This window comes from Rhizobium sp. AC44/96, from assembly GCF_001692185.1.
In the GTDB taxonomy this organism is placed as follows: Bacteria; Pseudomonadota; Alphaproteobacteria; order Rhizobiales; family Rhizobiaceae; genus Rhizobium.
On record NZ_LXKO01000001.1, the window covers coordinates 1 to 18,483 of the forward strand.

Genomic DNA, 18,483 nt, shown 5'->3' on the forward strand with positions numbered 1-18,483 from the left:
AAACGCAGGAACTTGACCACTACGACTAACACAAACGATACCTAAAAGCGGGTCACTTCTCGGTGGAAACGCCGGGTCAGCTCTCAATGGGAATCAACATGTGGCCTCGCGTGGTTTGGCCAGCCCTGTTCGGATCTCGTTGATAAGCGACTCCAACGTCGATGCTTCGATCGAGGTCGTGACCAGCTCGGCAGGGGTTACCGTTCGTATCGGAGTGCTTACAACATCATTGCCGAACCGCAGAACGCCATCGAACTCATCGACGTCCAGCCCCTCCAATGACTTGTTGATCTCGGCCGCCATCCGTGCAGGGGCGACGACGGACATCTCGACGCCGCGAAGCAAAATCTCAATCTTCTCTCGGCCGGAGAAATCCTGCCTTTGAATGAATTCCGCACTCGACGAGCTTCCTGTTCGACGGCCAGCAACAGGATCGACGATTTCCCGCTCGCCAGGCACCTTGAGCTTGATTGGAACAGCCTTTCCAGCTTCAATTTCAGCCAATATCGGGGTCAAATAGTCGTCGCGACCCTGAAGCTCATCCACATCTCTTCGCGATGTCAGGATCGTAACCAGATGAGTGTATAGGGCTTCCACTTCGTCTTCATCCATTGTCACACCGTCCGCCCGTGGCGAGTTGCATTATCGTTACCGTTTCTATCTCGACGGGCGAAAACCTCAAGCGGCTTCAACGATCGTTTCCACAGGAGCTGACGCTTCAAGATTGTCGTTTACCCCGTGTGGATCAGTAGGTCGCCGGTGGATCGCGTGGGTTTTAGAGCAAAGGGCGGGATAGGTTCTGCAGACTGGGCTCGACATCGAGGAATGTGGCTCCGAGCATATGAGTCTACGGCCCAGTCTAACCACCTGCCTGTTTTGCAAACACCGAGGCCACATGCTGCGGCAACTTCTCTAGCTGCCGATCCACGGCTGCACACGCGTCGCAGCAGTATCGGAACCGCTTGGGCGCGGCCTCCCTACTGAACGCCCAACTCAGGATCCTCATCCCGAGGCTTAGGCGAGGTTTCACCTTCGGGCCTTCGAAATATTCGGCAATCCCTTGGCGAAAGCAGTCTCTTGAAGCCAGAAGATCGGTCAGGTCCTCGATCTGCGAGTACCGCTGCTTCAGCATGGCGCGAGCAGTGGCTTCGTCCAAACCGGAGCCGTTGGCGGTTTTCTCGGCCATAAATCGGAGAAGGCCGACATCCCGTCCCGAACGTCCGCCCTCGGTGAACGTCACCGCGACAGACTGCTTGCCATCGCGGCCAGCGCGTCCGAATTCCTGCAAATAGTCCTCGACGGAGGCGGGCTGCTGCCAATGGATCACCAGCCGAACATCTGGCAAGTCGAGCCCCATGCCGAACGCGTTCGTGCAGATGATATGGTTTACCACCGGGCGACTCTCGCCCTGGAACCGTTTGAGGAGCTCCTGACGCTCCCATTCGTTCCCCAACTTGGAATGATAGAACGGGATCTCGAGCCCGTTGTTCTTGAGGTCGGTCTGCAGTTCCTGACCGATACGTGCGGTCGGAACGAATACCATAACCTTTCGTCCGGCAAACACAGGGAGCCGCAATAGCGACGCGATTTCGTGATGTCGCGCTGACGGTGCCGCCTGCCATCGGACCATGGCGATGTTCGGTCGATCCACACCGCGAACGAAGACTTCGGCGTCCTCTATCCCAAGCGACGCCAGGATGCGCCGCTGCATCGCCTGACCTGCCGTAGCAGTGAAAGCAAGGATGGGCGGGGAGCCGAGCTTCTCCCGAACCTCCGCAAGGCGACCGTATTCCGGCCGGAAATCTCGGCCCCACGCATCGACGCAGTGGGCTTCGTCCACGACCAGGAATTCGGGTTCGCTTCCCGCAAGCGCCTTCCGCTCGTCCCGGCTTTTCACGAAGAAGCGTTCGGGCGCGAGATACAGGAACTTCACAGCATTCACACCGACCATGTCGTAGCGGATTTCCTTCTCCTCGGCACTGAGAGCGCTGTTGACGAAGGTCGCTGGGATCTTCTTGCGGAGAAGTCCGGAGACCTGGTCCGCCATGAGCGTCTTCAGCGGACTTACCACCAGGGTGCAGCCGTTGCGCAGGAGGGCAGGGATCTGGAAACAGAGTGACTTTCCGGATCCAGTCGGGCTGACCACAAGGACAGACTTCCCGGCTAGCGCGGCTAGTACGATCGGGAGCTGCCCACTCCTGAAATGAGAGACGCCAAACAGGCGCAGGACAGGTCCGAAGTTCATTCCGGCCTCGAGACCACGCGCATCCCGATCAAGCCAGCGGGCCAGCCGCATCGCCCAGCGCTCTATCGCGCGCTTTGCCAGTCCTCCTGCCAGATTGGGATGGTGGGCGGCGTGGCAGCCGTCGCACAGCGTCACCAGGTTCGAGAGTTCGTCGGATCCGCCCATGGATCTCGGAAGGAGGTGATGCACGTCGGCGTCGCGCGACTTCAGTTTCGTCGAGCAAGATACGCATTTGAAACCGTCCCGTGCCAACACCAGTCGGCGGGTATCTTCCCAATTTGCCAATGAACGCGACTCAACCGGTTGTCTAAAGCCGCCATTCTGAAAGAAAGTGCCTGCGAAAGTGTAACCATGAGACTCGCATGAGATCAGTTCTAGGAATTGATGCTGCATGGACCGACCGGGAACCCAGCGGCGTCGCGCTAATAGCCGACGACGGCTTCGGCTGGCGGCTGATGGAGGTGGCGGCTTCCTATGCAGCCTTCCTGCAGCCTCCGCTTGCCGCAGGACCGGTTCTGCGGGACCGGGGTTCGATACCTGATGCAGCCGCCATCATCGATGCGGCGAGCGTCAGAGTCGGCTCACCGGTCGACATCGTCGCCGTCGATATGCCCCTGGCAACGACACCGATCATCGGTCGCAGGGCGTCCGACAATCTAATCTCGACAGCATATGGCGCGAAGCACGCGGGAACACATACGCCAAGCGACACTCGGCCAGGCAAACTCAGCGACGAACTACGGATCGGTTTCCATGGCATCGGCTATCCGCTGGCGGTATCGGATCCCAGCGGACACGGGCTTATCGAGGTCTACCCGCACCCCGCGCTTATCGAGCTCGCAGCGGCCGAGCGAAGGCTGGCATACAAGGTCTCCAAGATCGGGAAATACTGGCCGGAAGTCACGCCGGGAGTCCGGAGGGAAAACCTGCTCGAGGTGTGGCGCCAGATAGTATCGCTGCTTGAAACCCGGATCAAAGGCGTTGCGAAAGCGCTGCCTCTCCCACCCGCCACCGCTCGGGGACACAAGATGAAGGCGTTCGAGGATTGTCTCGATGCTGTTGTCTGTGCCTGGGTGGGAGCTTGCGTCCTGGATGGGCGGGCGAGGGCATTCGGGGACGATACGTCGGCAATCTGGGTTCCAGTGGTCCGCTAGCTGAGGACGGAGCAGTGATCGGCATAGGCCGAGTTCTCACGGCGCCGCATCGCGCGACCGATGGAGGCTTGATCCGGGTTTGAATTCGCTCCGCTTTCATCTGGATGCAATCCTTGTACGGTCAGATCAAATGCAATCCCATCAAACCTTCCATGAGGGGACCGACGTGGACGTAGGCGCCCTTAACGAATTCAAGAAGAACATCGACTTCATGGACATCATGTTTCGGATGTCGTGCGCATCAGCGAGGCTCGCGGTCGGAGCCGGTCTGGAACAGCTTCCGCTGGAAATAGGCGGGCGAGGTCAACAACGACATCGAGGAAGGCCGCTACAAGCTTCGTGCCGCGATCCTGTCGCAAATCAAGGAGTTCGAAAAGCTGCTGGAGTTAGTAGGAGAACGAGTTCCTGACGTCGTCAACGCTCAGCCTCCTCGGGAGGCGCGACAGCGCCAATGACTTGGAACTCGTCTTCGTTTGCTTCGAGCAGGACTTCCACAAGCGGAATTTTCGAGTGCTACGAAAGGGAAGGTTATCTCCCAAAGACGGCTTAGGTCGTTCGGCGGCGTGTTGAACATGCGCTCAGCCTGCCTTACGTTCGGCCTGAAGGCGAGAGCAGGGGTTTTTCTTGAAAGGCATTTTCGATACCAAGCGGGACTCTGGTTATAATGACGAAATCGCGTTCCGGTACCATTTCCCGAAACAATACCGCGGCATCGCCGAGACATTGGTAGGCGATCGGATCGTCTATCGAGAGCCGCAGAGGAATGGCGGTCGCAGGGCATATGTGGCGACGGCTAAGGTCATCGCCATCGAGGACGATCCGATCAAGCCCGGCCACGCCTACGCCGTCATGGCGGAATATCAGGAGTTCGATGAACCCGTGCCCTTCGTCCGCGATGGCCGCTATTGGGAGACGTCGCTGCTGTCAGTAGCAGACCCCACGCGCGTTGGAGCATTCATCCAGGGGAAATCCATTCGCGTCATTACCGAGACCGATTTCGCGGCCATAGTCCGAGCGGGGCTTTCCGAGACCCTCGCGGCCGACAACGCCATCCGGTTGGAACTCGATCCCAAGCACGTCGATGGCCCCACCCAGGAGCTTCTCGATCTCCCGCTCATCGAGCAGGAGCGCCGTATCGAGCAGATCCTGATGAACCGAAAGATCCGGGAAGCCAGCTTCCGGCGCAAGGTCTGCGACGCCTACGACAGCCGTTGCGCGATCACCGGGCTGCGGATAGTCAACGGCGGCGGCAAGTCCGAGGCCCAGGCGGCGCATATATGGTCGGTCGCCGAGGGCGGACCGGATGTCGTGCAGAATGGCATCGCGCTGTCGGCAACCGTGCACTGGCTCTTCGACAGGCATCTGATCTCGTTGACCGACGATTACCGGATCCTCGTTTCACACAACAAGGTGCCATCGGAGTTGCGGACGCTGTTTGCGAAGCAGATGGATCGGATACGTCTGCCTGCGGATGGGCGGCTGTGGCCGCATCCGGCGTACGTAGCGCGGCATAGAGAGAAGTTCAGCGGGATTGTGTAGGGCGCGATTGGACACCCCAACGAGAAGTCGGTTCTGGAAGCGAGCATCCGCTGCTTTCATTTACGATCTAACGCAATCGCATTGCTTGCCTGCTATGCTTCGCGGGCGCCGAGGCGCGGATCCACGGGCTGCAAGCCGCTGTCGCGATTGGCGGCCCTGAACGAAGACTTCGCCAATTTCCGGATAACTGCATTTGATCAGGTCTCCTTCTTCAGCAGCTTTGCGGTCTGTCGTGAGTACATGTCGGATCCAGGCCGCGCCCGTGGCAATTCGCTTAAGCGAGAAAGTCGTCAATCCTTGCCTCGGGTCTATGCGCGCTCGGTCAATTTCCCACCAGAGAGGGCAGGGCCGACACCTAAAATGGGTACTATGCTACGGTAAGATTCGGTACGTCAGTTTGCAGCGCCGTTAAGCATCGTTGATCAAAGATCTTTGCGAATCTGCAAATCTGTGTCCGGACAGTACTCCCGGTGCGCTTCTTTCGTGCACAAACACGTATAAATTTAATCCGGTCACTTAAATTGCTATCGCAGAATGCAGTTGGTCTTGATAGTGTGATGCGAGAATTCTGGGGGAATCATGCAGACTGCTATCGATCTCTATTCCGGCTGCGGCGGCATGTCGGCTGGTGCGGCCATTGCAATCCCCGGTCTGGAAGTGAAATGGGCGCTCGACATCGACAAGCACGCAACCGCGACCTTCAAGAAGGCTCATCCGGAAGCGGTAGTCGATTGCTGCGATGTCTCACTGGTATCGGCGACCGACGTGATAGAGCGCGCGGGAATTGAGAAGATCGACTGGTTTTTCGCGGGTCCTACATGTCAGGCGGTCAGCACGATGGGGGTCTTCCATCTCGATGATCCAAGGAACGCGCTCTTCGTACATTTCATCCGCTTGCTGGACGGTTTCACTGCGGCTGGACGGCGTCCGCAGCGCGTTGTCATGGAGAACGTTCCGGGCGTCGTTTACGGCAAGAACCTCGTCATCGTGAAAGAGCTGTTCACCCTCTTCGAGGACCGCGGTTACCACGTTTTCGCTGATGTCGTGAATATGGCGGATTACGGTCTTCCGCAGCTCCGTAACAGGTTCATCCTTATAGCGTCGGTAGATCCGATTTCTTCCAGCTTTCCCAAGCCGACGCATGCTGTCGATGGCAGTCACAGCAGCCTGCCTGCCTACGTCACGGTTTCTGAAGCTATCGGTGACCTGGTAGCGCCGGCCAGCGGGGACGGGAAGGTTTCCACCAAGCTACCGGCTGCGCCGACTGCGTTTCAACGCTTCGTCGCGGATTTCGATGGTCAGGTCGCGAACCACTGGTGGAATGTTCTCACCGACCTGAACCGAAAACGGATTTCGAAGGTGCCGCAGGGCGGTTCCTGGAAAGACATCCCGCCCGAACTGCTGCCTGATCGTTTTCGCCGCGTGCGCCTGACCGATTACGCGACCCTCTATGGACGGCTGCACGAGGCTTCGCCCGCCTACACCATTTCCGCGGGCTTCGGCAACGTTACCTCTGGCTGCTTCACGCATCCGCTCCACGATAGACCGCTCTCTGTCAGAGAAGGCGCGCGACTTCAGGGCTTCCCGGACAGCTTCGAATTCACCGGGCCACGCGGGAAGCAATACAAGCAGGTTGGCAACGCTGTCCCGCCCTACTTCATGACCAAGCTCATTTCGCACCTGCTTCATGGCGGTGAAGGGGTGAACGCGAGGATTACTAAAGACGCGCTGGCTCACGGCAAGAAGCTACCTAAGATGGTCAAGCGCTTCATGGGCAAGAAGAACGAGTCTGAGCGTGCCCGAGACGGCTACGGCGCCGGAACGTACTGGCCAGTTGGCTGGGGTGAACCGATTGCGGCCGACGCTGTCGCCGCCAATGGATATCGATTGAGCGAGATGCCTCTGCGGTTTCGTCGCCGCGACGAATGGCGCGCCTCGCGCGACAAGTTCGCCGATCAGGATCTTGTCGCCGTGTACGAGGAGCAGCAGCGCCGCGGCATCGTACCTGCAGGCGTGGTTGCGCTGCCCCTGACTCGGGAAGGCGATGTCGACGCTATCGACCGGGCGATCGTCCAGCTTCTCGCGATCGTGGGATCGAAGCCGGGCCAGATGGAACTCGACATTCCCGTTCGCTATCTCCGGGCACGCCTGAAGCTGCTGCATGATCAGCTCGCAGAACGTCTGGTGTCGAACCTGCCGCCGCTGGCAATTCCTGAGGACGGAGCGGCCGTTCGCCTTGGCGGCGACGAGGGAACGTTCCTTCTTGCCCGGCTGACGTTCGAGGACACCGACATGTCCGCCGACGCGCTTAATGCGCCGCATCTCGTCCTTCATTCCGAGCCACTGCGTCAGCAGGGCAGGGGCAAAGCCGCCGAGGACGACCTGCGTTACCGATAGGAAGGTATGGGGCAGGCTACGGCTCAAGAATGTCTTAAGGGTAGGGAAGACAGATTGAGGAACTTCGAGGCGGAATTCATCGAAAGGTATTTTCTGGCTCCGGGCAGCGCGGGGCCGATCGCGAGCGTCTATGTCGCCGACGAGGATCTCCTCGATATCTTCGGCGTTTCCGATCTGGGAATGGCTCGCCAGCAGCTCATCAAGACCCTGCCGCACATCGATATCCTCAAAGCACGCTTTTCCGGAGACATGGCGCCGCAGAAGGGAAACGCGCCGGACTATGTGAGGATCCTCGTATTCCTCTGCTGGATGCAGACGACGAAGACAAGGCAGGACGAGGATCGGGATTTCCGCGACGACCTTCTCGGGAAGCAGCTCAACGAGTACTTCACCGGGTTCCCGATGAACGGCCTCGACCTGATGTGGTTTCACCTGAAGGACTTCCTTTGGCGGGAACACCACATCGATCTTGCTCTGCCCGAACACATTCCCAGCCACATCAGCCGGATTGGCCGCACGCTTCAGATGGCCTTTCCAACCTGGCGGCACAAGAATGAATTGCGAAGGGTGAGGGATCTCATTCCTCCAGGGAATCTCCTCGATCCCCTCACCGTTGCCAACAGGTTTCAGACATCGAAGATGCGTGGCGAGACGATGCAGTCGTTCGTGTACAACTTCGCGAAATTCGATGAGGCGCGGAAACGCGGCGTGCGCGAGTACATGGGAACACCCTTCTGGCAAGCCTGGTATTCGATCGTGGCCGATCTGGCTGCGCTCGAGTACATCGAGGTTGCAGAGGGCGATTTCGGGGAACATGAGCTTTTCAGGGTATCGCCCCTCGGCGTCCGCGCGGCGATCTCGACCCCGGAGGAGGCGCTCAACTTCATTCCCAAGGCTGTCGGAAAGCTCGTTCGCAGCGGGATCGTATTCCTGGAAAATCTGGGCTTCGGCAGATACCGGGCAGGAAAGGCGGAATCCAACATCCTCCTGATGAAGAAATCGAAGCTCTCCGAATGCGACTCCGATGCCATCCGATCCGTTTCCGGGCTGAACGCCGACTGGGTTGTGGCGAACTTCAAAAACCAGCTCGAAGGCGGAGTCCAGGCGGCAGGCGCGCCGAGGGAGTTCGGCTGGCGGGACGGCATCAGCGTTGGCGGGGTTGGCGGCGCCTACCTTGGACGCACACCTTTGGCTCCGATGATCTCAGGCCCGATTCCGGCGGCCATCCGCGTCGAGAAGAACGGCAAGACGATCGACATGGTTCGGCGCAATGACGGCCTGTCGTTCAAGGACGGGATTCACTCGGGGCTGTTCGTTGCCCGCAGCCACCGGGAAAGCCGTGAAATCCTGCTCGTCCCGAGGGCGAACGAGGTCGGCGAAATCCGCCGCCTTTCCTTCGACTTCTCAAGGGAGATCTCCGAGGACGAGTTCCACCACGGCACGGTGCCATCGACTGTCACCACCGTCGAGGAGTGGAGCGGCAACCGCGTCCCGCCATGCGATGCGCTGGTGACGATCGGCGAAGCACTCTACGAACGGTCGGCACGGGGGCTTGCGGTTTCCGAAGCCATCGAAATCATCCAGAGAGGCATGCCCGAGGACGACCGTCCGTCCGAATGGGATCTCCTCCGCTCCTTCTCCGATGCCGGCTGGCTGGAGATGACGCTGCTGCGCCATTTCCCCGTGCGCAGGATACTTCAGAATCCGCTGACGGCCGAGAGCGTCGGATCGGATCTCGTCAGGATCAGCGGCCCTACGCCGATCGCGGTGCTCGAACGCCTCCATGCCGCGGCGGGAGCGGCAGGAGCCGAGGTCGAGACATGGAACGGCCTGTCGAAATGGGCGCTGCCGCGCTATGCCGTCAGATGTCCGGAAGAGCGCGTGCGCCGCGACTTCATCGAAAGGATGGCCATCCTCGAGAAGCCCGCGCCCCAACTGGCGGTCGCCGATGTGGGCGACCCCGACGGAGTGAGCGGATATCAGGTGATTGGGAGGCTCGACGAGGAGCGGGGCTTCTTCGCGGTCCGCTACGACGACCGGGTCGCCCACGGTCTCTACAGGCTCGAAAGGAAGGAGTCGCGCAACCCCTTCCTTCACCGCTCGGTCATCGAGGGGAAGCCCGTGAAGACCTACGTCTCCCCGTCCGTCGCGATACTGTCCCATCATCTGCGCGCTGGCGGCCCGCTGTTCTTCCAATCGGACGGCATTCTGCAGGCAAGGCGGCCCCGCGTCCTCCTGCCGTCGAGCTGGGCGAGATGGGCGTCGGACAGGGTCCTGTGCAACGCTGCCCCCGGGCCTTCCAAAGACGGATGGCGATACCAGTACGCCATCGGCGCTTCCTCTCTCTCGGCCATCCGCCTTCTCGTGCCCGTCACGGACAAAGAGCAGGACGATGGGGACGAGGAGGCGCAAGGCATCAGGTGGATCGACAGGTTTCTCGCATCGGCCTCCAACAGGGGTCGTGGGATCCATGACAGCAGGGCACGGACGACGCGGATCGCACGCGTGATGGCCGAAAAGAGATAGAAGATGTCAGTATCAGGCAAGACGGTCTACAGGGTGAAGCAGGTGCTCGCGCACGATGTCGCGATCATCGTCGAGGTGAAGAATGGAGAAGCCCAAAGTGGCAAGTTGAAAGAAACCCGCGACAGCAGGATAGCGCTGCGCGGCGCGGGCTCCTTCTGGCTGGTCACGGGCGAGAAGGAACAGAAACTGGTCGTGCAGAAGGACGATGTCTCCGTTCCGGCGTTCGCAGGCGGCATATCGACCATGGCATCCAGAATCCGGGGTTCCGTCTTCGAGCTTCCGAAACTCGGCAATGACCTTTCGGGGCCAGGGAAGCTCGATTCCGTGGCGTTCGCGACCGCTACAAGGCTCGATGTCGGCTACAGCCCGCACGACGGCAGCTTCGAGGAGATGGTTTCCGCTCTTTCGGACGGCTCGCTTCAGGTTCCGCTAGACGCGTCCGTGTCGGCGATCGAGGTGCAGTCCGGACACTGGCTTACATCGGGGTTCGAAGCGCACCATGCCTCTGGGCGCTACAAACTCGGCCAGCAGTCCTTGCGGTCGGTTGCCACGTCCACGCTCAAGAACAGCCCCGAAACCATGAAGCTTGGGAACGGTCTTGTCGTGTTCGTCTCCCCACCCAAGTGGTCGGAGCCGACGGACACGGATCTGCGGTCGGAGGAGGAGATCCACGAGGCCGTCGAGCGGTGGCTTACAAGGTCGAAGGAAGCGCTGAGCCTTCCCGGCGGCGCGGGTTCCATGGAGCCTGCAGAGCTTCTCCGCCTCCTGACCGCCAGAGCCATCAGCGATGAGGAGAAGGGTGATCTGGCATCGATAGCAGCGCGCCTGTCCAAGCGCAGCGAGCTCGCCGACATCCTGCCCGAAATTCTTGGACGCGATCCCACGTTCTTGAACAGGCTCGCAAACTTCGAGCAGACGGAGAAGGCGCGCCTGCGGTCCGAGCTGGAAGAGCGGATCCGCAGGGAGACGGAGGTGGAGAGCGCCAAGCTGGCGGCTCTTCGGATCGAAGTGTCGGACGCGGAATCGAAGCTGGCCACGTTCTCACACCGGGAGGCTCTCCTCAGGTCCGAGACCGAGAAGCACGAGGAAACGCTGCGAGGCCTGCTCGCGAACGCAGCGGCAGAGATAAGGAGCGAATCCTCCCGCGAAACGGCAGCCATCCGCGAGGAAGTCACCCGCCTCCGGGACGACATGAATCAGATCGCCACCGCCGCCCCCGCGTCCGCAGAGCCTGTTGCCCCTGTTCCGGTTGTGGTCGAACAGGCCGAGGAGGCGGTTCCGGCAGCTCGTCGAATGCTTCCTCTTGCTTCGGAAGAGGAGAGGAAGCAAATCCTCCATGACCTTGCTGTAGCAACAGGGCTGACGCTCGCCGATGTTGCCGCCGTCGTCGCGACATTCACAGATGTTGTCCCGGTGCTGCTCGGTCCCGATTCTGCTGCGGGTGCGGTCGACATTGCAACGGCTCTCGCCGGAGACGACGCCGCCATCGTCTTCTGCGACCCCACCAAGATCTCCCTTGTCGATCTCCTGAACGACGAGCATTCCGGTCTCAGGGCGACCATCGAGAAGGCGAGGGAGCGTCCCGCGGTGCTGTTTGCCGCGGCCTTGTGCAGCATCACGAGCGGTCCATGCGAATACTGGCTTCCCCAGATGATCGAGATGAGGAGGGTCGGGCGTCTTCCGCGCAACCTCGCGCTCGTTGCAAGCGCGGGCGCCGACGGCCTCCGCGTTCCGGTTCCTGATTCCACGTTACGGCACCTGTTCCCGCTGAAGCCCTCGAAGACACCCCGTTCCGGATCCGCGAAATTCCAGGGTTTCTGGCCGGTGACGAATCTCGATCAGGAGAGGGTCCGCCAGGCGGTCGCGGTTCTCGTAGACCGCGAGGTGAATAGTTCGGCCATGCAAAGCGTGGCGCGGGCGCTCGCACGCACCCCGTCGTGGATCAAGGGATCCGATGCAATTGACGTCTTCCTGAAGCAGGTGGACTGGCTTGCAGCGACTGCCGCAGGCAGCGAGCACGAATACGACGAATATTTCATGAATATGGAGGGCTGAAGAATGTTCGATCCGATCGGTGGCTTTAACCGAATGATCGACCAGTTCCTGGCGTACCTGGACACGGCGTACCGGATCGATGATCCGCGCATGTCGGCGATGAGGAGGGAGCTTCTTTCCACGCCAGGCCAGCTCGCGCTCGACCCGATCTTCGAGGCCGTCGCCCGCTACAAGCCCGTCACCTATGGGCTGGAAGGGCTGATCGACGATCCCGAGGGCCGCCTGCCTCATTTCTCGCGCGACGAGCGGCAGGCCTTCGCGGAACTCGCACTCTCCGGCCTCTTTGATCGGAAGGATAAATCGAGCACCGAATTCAGGGGCGCCTACGCTCCCTATCTTCATCAGGTACAGATGCTGGAAAAAGGTGCAAGGGACGGAACGCCCGGCATCGTCACATCGGGAACGGGGTCCGGCAAGACGGAATCGTTCATGCTACCGATCCTCGCCCAGCTCGCGAAGGAGGCGACCAAATGGCCCGCCCCGCTGCAGCCTGTCGATGACACCTGGCTGGACGAGGGCCAGAAGTTCCGGCTTCATCGCAGGAACGAGCATCCCGACAGGCCGAAGGCGGTCCGTGCGCTCATCCTTTATCCGCTGAACGCCCTCGTCGAGGATCAGATGGTGCGTCTACGAAAGGCGCTCGATTCCGACGATGCGCAGGACGTCATGGCGCGCCACTTCAACGGAAACCGCATCTTCTTCGGAAGATACACGGGCAAGTCCCCAGCCAAGGGGTTTCTCGAGCATCCCCGAAAGAACAAGGATCCGTCCTGGAAGGCGCGAAACAACCGCGAACGGAAGGAACTGCGCACCGGTCTTCGGCGCTATCAGTCCATCCAGAAACGTCTGGCCACTGACGTCGATCCGGATCTGCGCTACATCTTCCCCACGACGGACGGGGCCGAACTGATATCCCGCTGGGACATGCAGGATACCCCGCCGGACATCCTCGTCACCAACCAGTCGATCCTCAATGCGATGCTGGTTCGCGAATTCGATGATCCGATCCTGAAGGACACGCGCGCGTGGCTGATGGAAAACGAAGACGCGCGCTTCTACCTCGTGCTCGACGAGCTGCACCTCATACGCGGATCCGCAGGTGCTGAAATGGCCGGAATGCTCAAGATCCTTCTCGAGCGGCTCGGCCTGACCGACCCGGCCCACGCCCACAAGCTCCGGGTCCTTGCATCTTCCGCATCGCTCCCGATGGACAAGGAGAATGCCGAAGCCAGCATCGCTTATCTCAAGAACATGTTCGGCGACGCGGGGACTGCGGGGGCGGACGATCTCGACGCGGCGTGGCAAAACAGCGTCGTCACGGGCGAACCGATCGAGGTCAAGCGTCCCGAGAACATGCCTACGCGCGAAAGCCTCGCTGCCTTGGCCCGCGCACTGGACGACGTCGACTACCGCCGCAATCCACGCGATCTCGTCGACCATTTCCTGTCCGCTGCCGCGAGCATTCCCGGATCGGCCGGCAAGACCCCTGCGGCGATGCTGGAAGCGGCAACAGTCTGCGCTGCTGCGATGCTGGACTACGCACTCCAGGATCCCGCAAAACTCGGCTCCAAGCGCCCGCGAACGGTCGATGACATCGGGAATGTTCTGTTCGAGGCTGCGGATAGAGATGCGGTTCGAGGATTGTTGGCTCTAAGGGCCATTCCCGACCTTCCGGGACCGGATCACAAAACCACTCCCGTCCTGCCAGCCGAACTCGTGCCCAACCCTGCGATCGTCGCATCGCTGCCAGGTTTCAGGATGCACTGCTTCGTCCGCAACATCGAAGGGCTGTTTGCATCGATTCACCGGGAGGATGACGGCACTGTCGTCTGGGGAACTCCCAGCATCGAACGCGGACAAACCAATGACGGAGAGAGCGACGGCGAGGGGCGCAAGCGCCTCTTCGAGCTGCTCTACTGCGAAGCATGCGGCGACCTCTACCTCGGCGGCAAGCGGGGGGAACGCATTCCGGGATCCTCGAGCAGAGTTTCGCTGCTTCCGGCGCCGCAAGAACTTGAAAAGCTTCCGGAGAGTGCTTCATCGCTCCGCTTCGAGGATGCCAGCTTTCTCGAATTCGCCCTGTTCTGGCCGGGTCTTGGCCAGCCAGAGACCGAGATCCGCACGGGCAGAACACCCTACGGGTGGGCGAAGGGCTACCTCAACCCCCGCACCGGGGTCGTGAGCGACACCGAGAAGCCCGGAGACGTGCCCGGATATCTCATGCTGTGGTCTGGCACCGACGGCTTCCATCAGCGCAAGATTGAGGACGACGGCACTGCGGTTCCTTTCTGCTGCGCCAAGTGCGGCACGGACTATTCCGGCCGATACCGACAGGCGAACTCCACGAGGCGCGAAGGCCGACTGTCGCCGATCCGAAGCTTCAGGACAGGTTTCGCGAAGACCTCGCAGCTCCTCGCAACCGAACTGGTTGCCTCGCTGAAGGCGCAGGGCGGCGACGGCAAGCTGGTCGCGTTCTCCGACAGCCGCGAGGATGCGGCGAACCTCGCGCTCGAGGTCGAGGTGCAGCACCAGCGCGACCTGCGCCGCGAGATACTTATCGCCGCTGCAACGCGCATCGCTGCCGAACATACCTACACTCCGGCTGACGAAGCCGAGTACCAGAAGCTCAAGCTTGAAATCGTCGAGCTGACGATGGATGAGAAGGAAACCGACCATCTCCAGCCCAGGTACAAGGCTCTTCAGAAAAGGAAGGCCTCGGCCGGACAGCCGGCGAGCGTCCCGCTGACTGAACTCTTCGAGTTCGAACGCTCCAAGTCGGGGAATTTCACGCGGCCAATTCTGACGCAACTTATGAAACTGGGATCCACCCCCGTCGAGGGAGCGGACACGAAGCTCTCTCGCATAAACAAACGCCACGCGTGGTACGAGTTCTTCGAAAGGGATGGGAGCGATCAGATATCGTGGAAGCACGATGTTCCTGAAGAGCAGCTCAAGCTCATCCGCAAGGCGCGAGAAAAGGTTCAGGACGAGCAGCCACCGGACGCAACCGACCTGCTCTTCAGCAAGACCTACTTCGCGCTCGAGGAGACCGGACTTGGATGGCCGAGCTTCTACGGGCCCGAGGAATACACCCCTGAGAAGTCGCGCGACGACGCCATGCTCCGGATATTCGCCGACGCCTACCGGATCACGCCGAACAGGTTTCAGGAGGATCCACGCAACGCCTGGAGGAACGCGTTCGACATGCTCGGACGCGGCGACAACAAGCTGCGGCAACTGATGTCGAAACTCGCGCAGCATCCGGAAAAGGAATGCGACGATTTCCTCGAAAAGCTCCGCACGACGCTGCGCCAGCCACGCGGCGACGGATCGATCGACATCAGCATGCTCTACTTCCGTGCTGCCGATCCGGCCGCTGCCGCATGGCGCTGTGTCCTCTGCGGGCGTGTCCACCTACACACAGGGTTCGGACGCTGCACCCGGTGCGGGACGGCACTGACACGTCCGGAAGACCTGACCGCGGGCAAGATCACCAGCGAGAACTTCCTCGGCCGCCGCGTACAGCGTGCGATCACGAACGGCGAGCCTCATTTCAGGCTCAAATGCGAGGAGCTGACGGGCCAGACAAGCGATCCGGCCGAGCGCTTGCAGCAGTTCAAGGGCGTCTTCGTCAGGGAGGACGACGAGAGCGACGAGGACTTCCGCTGGCGCAAGCTCTTTGAGACATCCGACCTCCTCTCCGTCACGACGACAATGGAAGTGGGCGTTGACATTGGCTCCCTGCAGGCGGTCTATCAGGGCAACATGCCGCCACAGCGCTTCAACTACCAGCAGCGCGTGGGCCGCGCCGGCCGCCGCGGTCAGGCGTTCTCGACCGTCCTGACCGTCTGCCGCAGCAAGAGCCACGACATCCACTACTTCCACAATCCGATCGAGATCACCGGATCGGCTCCGCCGCCGCCGTTCATCACGACCGGGCTGAAGGACATTCCGTCGCGGCTTCTCCGCAAATTCTGGCTGGTAGAGGCCTTCCGGTTACTTTGCAAAGAGGCTGGCAACACATGGGCTGGCGACGATGTCGTTCCCGGCGACATTCACGGCGAGTTCCTGTATTGCCGCGAATATTTCCGCGACGACATGGACTGGCGTGAAAGACTGCGTGACGCGCTCCAGCGCACCGAGGATCGGCGCACCCGTCTGGCAACGATCCTGGCAGATGCTTCCAAATGCAAGGTGGACGAGATCCTGCAGGCGGTTTCAGTGGACACCGTCCTCGAGGACATCGAGAGTCTCAGGGAGGAGTTCAGACTGCAGGCGGTGGGCATCGCGGCGGCGCTCGCCGAGCGCGGGCTGGTTCCGCTCTACGGCATGCCGACGCGGTCGCGAAATCTCTATGTGGAGCTGAAAAAGGCAGGGAAGGGGAACTACGAGGCCGAGTGGGACACCATCGACCGCGACCAGGACATGGCGATCTTCGACTTCGCCCCGGGAAGCGTTCGTACTCGAGAGAAGCTGCGCCACCGCTGCATCGGGTTCACCGGGGTGCTGCTTCCGCCAGACCAGTTCGCCACGGATCTCGCAGGCCCGATAAGGCCGCTCTCCCCCTGGCGGAAGGACGACTTCCACCTCAGGTTCTGCGGCAAATGCGGAGCGTGGAGCAGGGGAACAGAACAAACCGCCGCGTGCCCGGCCTGCGACGAGCCTCTGGCCGACACAGGCATCCATTGCGTCACGCCAGCGGCGTATCGGACAACGCTCGAACCGTCGGCCGACAGTCTGATGTCCAAGGTTGGCCAGCGCATCACTCTCGCCAGCCTGGGCAAGCCCGACACTCAGAAGACCGATGCGAACCTCAGTGTCAACTTCGCGGAACAGTCGGAGATCTTCCTCGTGAACCCCGGCTTCCGGGACGATGCGGATTTCACCGGGTTCGAAGTCCAGGAAGCGATCGACAACGACGCGCAGCGCATATGGTGGTGGAAGGACAAGCCGCTTCTGAAGCTGTCGGGACAGGCTATCGCCACGGATGCCCTGGTAGACGACCAGAACGGCCGCTACAGGACAGTTGAGGAACCCGTCAGCGCATGGCTTGCATCGACCAAGGTCACCAACTCGCTCCAGATCGGACCCGTGAAGCTCAACCCGAACCTGCGCCTGCTAGACATGGACATCGGCCTTTCCAGGGGCAACAAGCGGGAACCCAGTCGCACGAGCGTCCGCGCTGCGGCGATCTCCGCCACCGAGGTCCTCGTCCAGCGGGCTGCTCTCGACCTCGACATCGCTCCGGAGGAGTTCGACGCGCTCGCCCCAAACATCATGGTCTCGCCGAGCGGGGAACGGCTGCCATATCTCCAGATATCGGATGCACTGCCGAACGGCTCCGGCTTCTGCCGACATCTGCTGGGTGGCAGCACAATTCCCGTCTCCGACCTGATCCACAGCATCCTCGATGAGGATGGAGCGTGGCCGAGGACCGACGTCGCCGACGCCGATCACATGAAGCGGTGTGGATCTTCCTGCTACAGGTGCCTGCAGAGGTACAACAACAGGAACCTGCACGGTCTCCTCGACTGGCGGCTGGGGCTTTCCTATCTGCGTGCGATGGTCGATCCCTGCTACGAGTGCGGCATGGACGGCGACTACGACCACTTCGAACTCAGCGACTGGTCGAAGGCAGCGGGGGAACTCGCAGTCCAGACGAAGACGTTCATTCCCGGCAACACAGTGTCGAGCGTCAAGGGGAGGCCGGACATTCCGGTCTTCTCCCTCGATGACAGCAGCAGCCGCTGGGGCGTTGTCGTCCATCCCCTGTGGAACCGGGAGCGGCTATTCGACACGCTGGGCCTAGACCGGAGTCACGTCGCCGTAGACAGCTTCGAACTGTCGCGGCGGCCGCTGCTCGTCCTAGAGCGCGCTCGCGCCTCGGCGTGGTGACAGTTTCGTTGTTTATACTCTTCGATGGTCGAAACGATCTTCCTCACTATCGCTTCGACCGCCTCATGCTCCCAGAATCGAAGAATTGTCCAGCCGATCTCGGCAAGGTGCTCGCGCACCCGTCTGTCACGCGCGCGGTTGCGTTCGATCTTCTCCATCCAGAAGGCGGTGTTCTTCTTCACCGATGGCGGATGGATATCGCACCCGTGCCAGAAGCAGCCATCGAGAAAGACGGCGATTCTTAGTTTAGGCAGGGCGATATCGCATGTGATGCGCTTCATTCCGGGAACGGGATAATGAGCCCGGTAACGAAACCCTTTCGCGTAAAGCTGCGATCTGATCGAAACCTCGAATAGATTGTCGCGCCCTCGCGTGCGCTGCATGCGTCGACGGACAGATGGCGTTGCTTCGAGATCCATGCGTTATCCATAGCCAATCTCGGTGGCGGGATGATGGCGAGGCGCGTACGTGGAACGCCGGCCACGTTGGACGCCGTCGTATGTCCGTGGTGCATTGCGGGCGCCTTCGGCAAGCGGACGAGAGACTATGGCGCAGAGACGCGGCGATTTGGGTGCCAACGCTGGCGTACGCGAATAGAATTCCCGAATCGCGCGAGTGATCGCGCGTGGAGTCCATTGTGGTGGTTGCGCCACCCGAATCTTCGGACATGCT

Annotated in this window: 9 protein-coding genes; 6 read left to right on the plus strand and 3 right to left on the minus strand. The window is 60.9% G+C overall.

All coding sequences use genetic code 11. The annotated features are described in order from the left end of the window. Window positions 1-93: 93 nt before the first annotated feature. On the minus strand, window positions 94-612 hold the full coding sequence (locus tag A6U87_RS00005; protein ID WP_065689206.1) for a hypothetical protein: 519 nt from the start codon (window positions 610-612) through the stop codon (window positions 94-96). A gap of 247 nt (window positions 613-859) precedes the next feature. Next, a complete protein-coding gene (locus A6U87_RS00010) occupies window positions 860-2,530 on the minus strand; it encodes a RecQ family ATP-dependent DNA helicase (RefSeq protein WP_083199234.1) in 1,671 nt (556 codons plus the stop codon). Window positions 2,531-2,607: 77 nt separating this feature from the next. On the opposite strand from A6U87_RS00010, the gene A6U87_RS00015 reads away from it, so the two are divergent. The 6 genes from A6U87_RS00015 (at window position 2,608) to A6U87_RS00040 (ending at window position 17,811) form a co-directional block, all read left to right on the plus strand. After that, window positions 2,608-3,399, plus strand: coding sequence for a DUF429 domain-containing protein (locus A6U87_RS00015; protein ID WP_065689208.1), 792 nt, complete (start codon window positions 2,608-2,610; stop codon window positions 3,397-3,399). Between the two features lie 624 nt (window positions 3,400-4,023). After that, window positions 4,024-4,938, plus strand: a complete 915-nt coding sequence (locus A6U87_RS00020; RefSeq protein ID WP_065689209.1) for an HNH endonuclease — start codon at window positions 4,024-4,026, stop codon at window positions 4,936-4,938. Window positions 4,939-5,517: 579 nt separating this feature from the next. Next, window positions 5,518-7,335, plus strand: a complete 1,818-nt coding sequence (locus A6U87_RS00025) for a DNA cytosine methyltransferase (RefSeq protein ID WP_244499402.1) — start codon at window positions 5,518-5,520, stop codon at window positions 7,333-7,335. Window positions 7,336-7,389: 54 nt separating this feature from the next. Next, window positions 7,390-9,861 carry a hypothetical protein gene (locus A6U87_RS00030; RefSeq protein WP_065689210.1) on the plus strand — a complete coding sequence of 824 codons (2,472 nt, stop codon included), beginning with the start codon at window positions 7,390-7,392 and terminating at the stop codon, window positions 9,859-9,861. A gap of 3 nt (window positions 9,862-9,864) precedes the next feature. After that, the gene (locus tag A6U87_RS00035; RefSeq protein WP_065689211.1) at window positions 9,865-11,916 is read left to right on the plus strand and encodes a hypothetical protein; all 2,052 of its coding nucleotides are present in this window, start codon (window positions 9,865-9,867) and stop codon (window positions 11,914-11,916) included. Window positions 11,917-11,919: 3 nt separating this feature from the next. Further along, the gene (locus tag A6U87_RS00040) at window positions 11,920-17,811 is read left to right on the plus strand and encodes a DEAD/DEAH box helicase (RefSeq protein WP_065689212.1); all 5,892 of its coding nucleotides are present in this window, start codon (window positions 11,920-11,922) and stop codon (window positions 17,809-17,811) included. Here A6U87_RS00040 and vsr read toward each other — a convergent pair. Then, the gene (gene vsr / locus A6U87_RS29050) at window positions 17,733-18,230 is read right to left on the minus strand and encodes a DNA mismatch endonuclease Vsr (protein WP_083199237.1); all 498 of its coding nucleotides are present in this window, start codon (window positions 18,228-18,230) and stop codon (window positions 17,733-17,735) included. The two genes, A6U87_RS00040 and vsr, sit on opposite strands and share 79 nt — an antisense overlap. Between the last annotated feature and the right edge of the window lie 253 nt (window positions 18,231-18,483).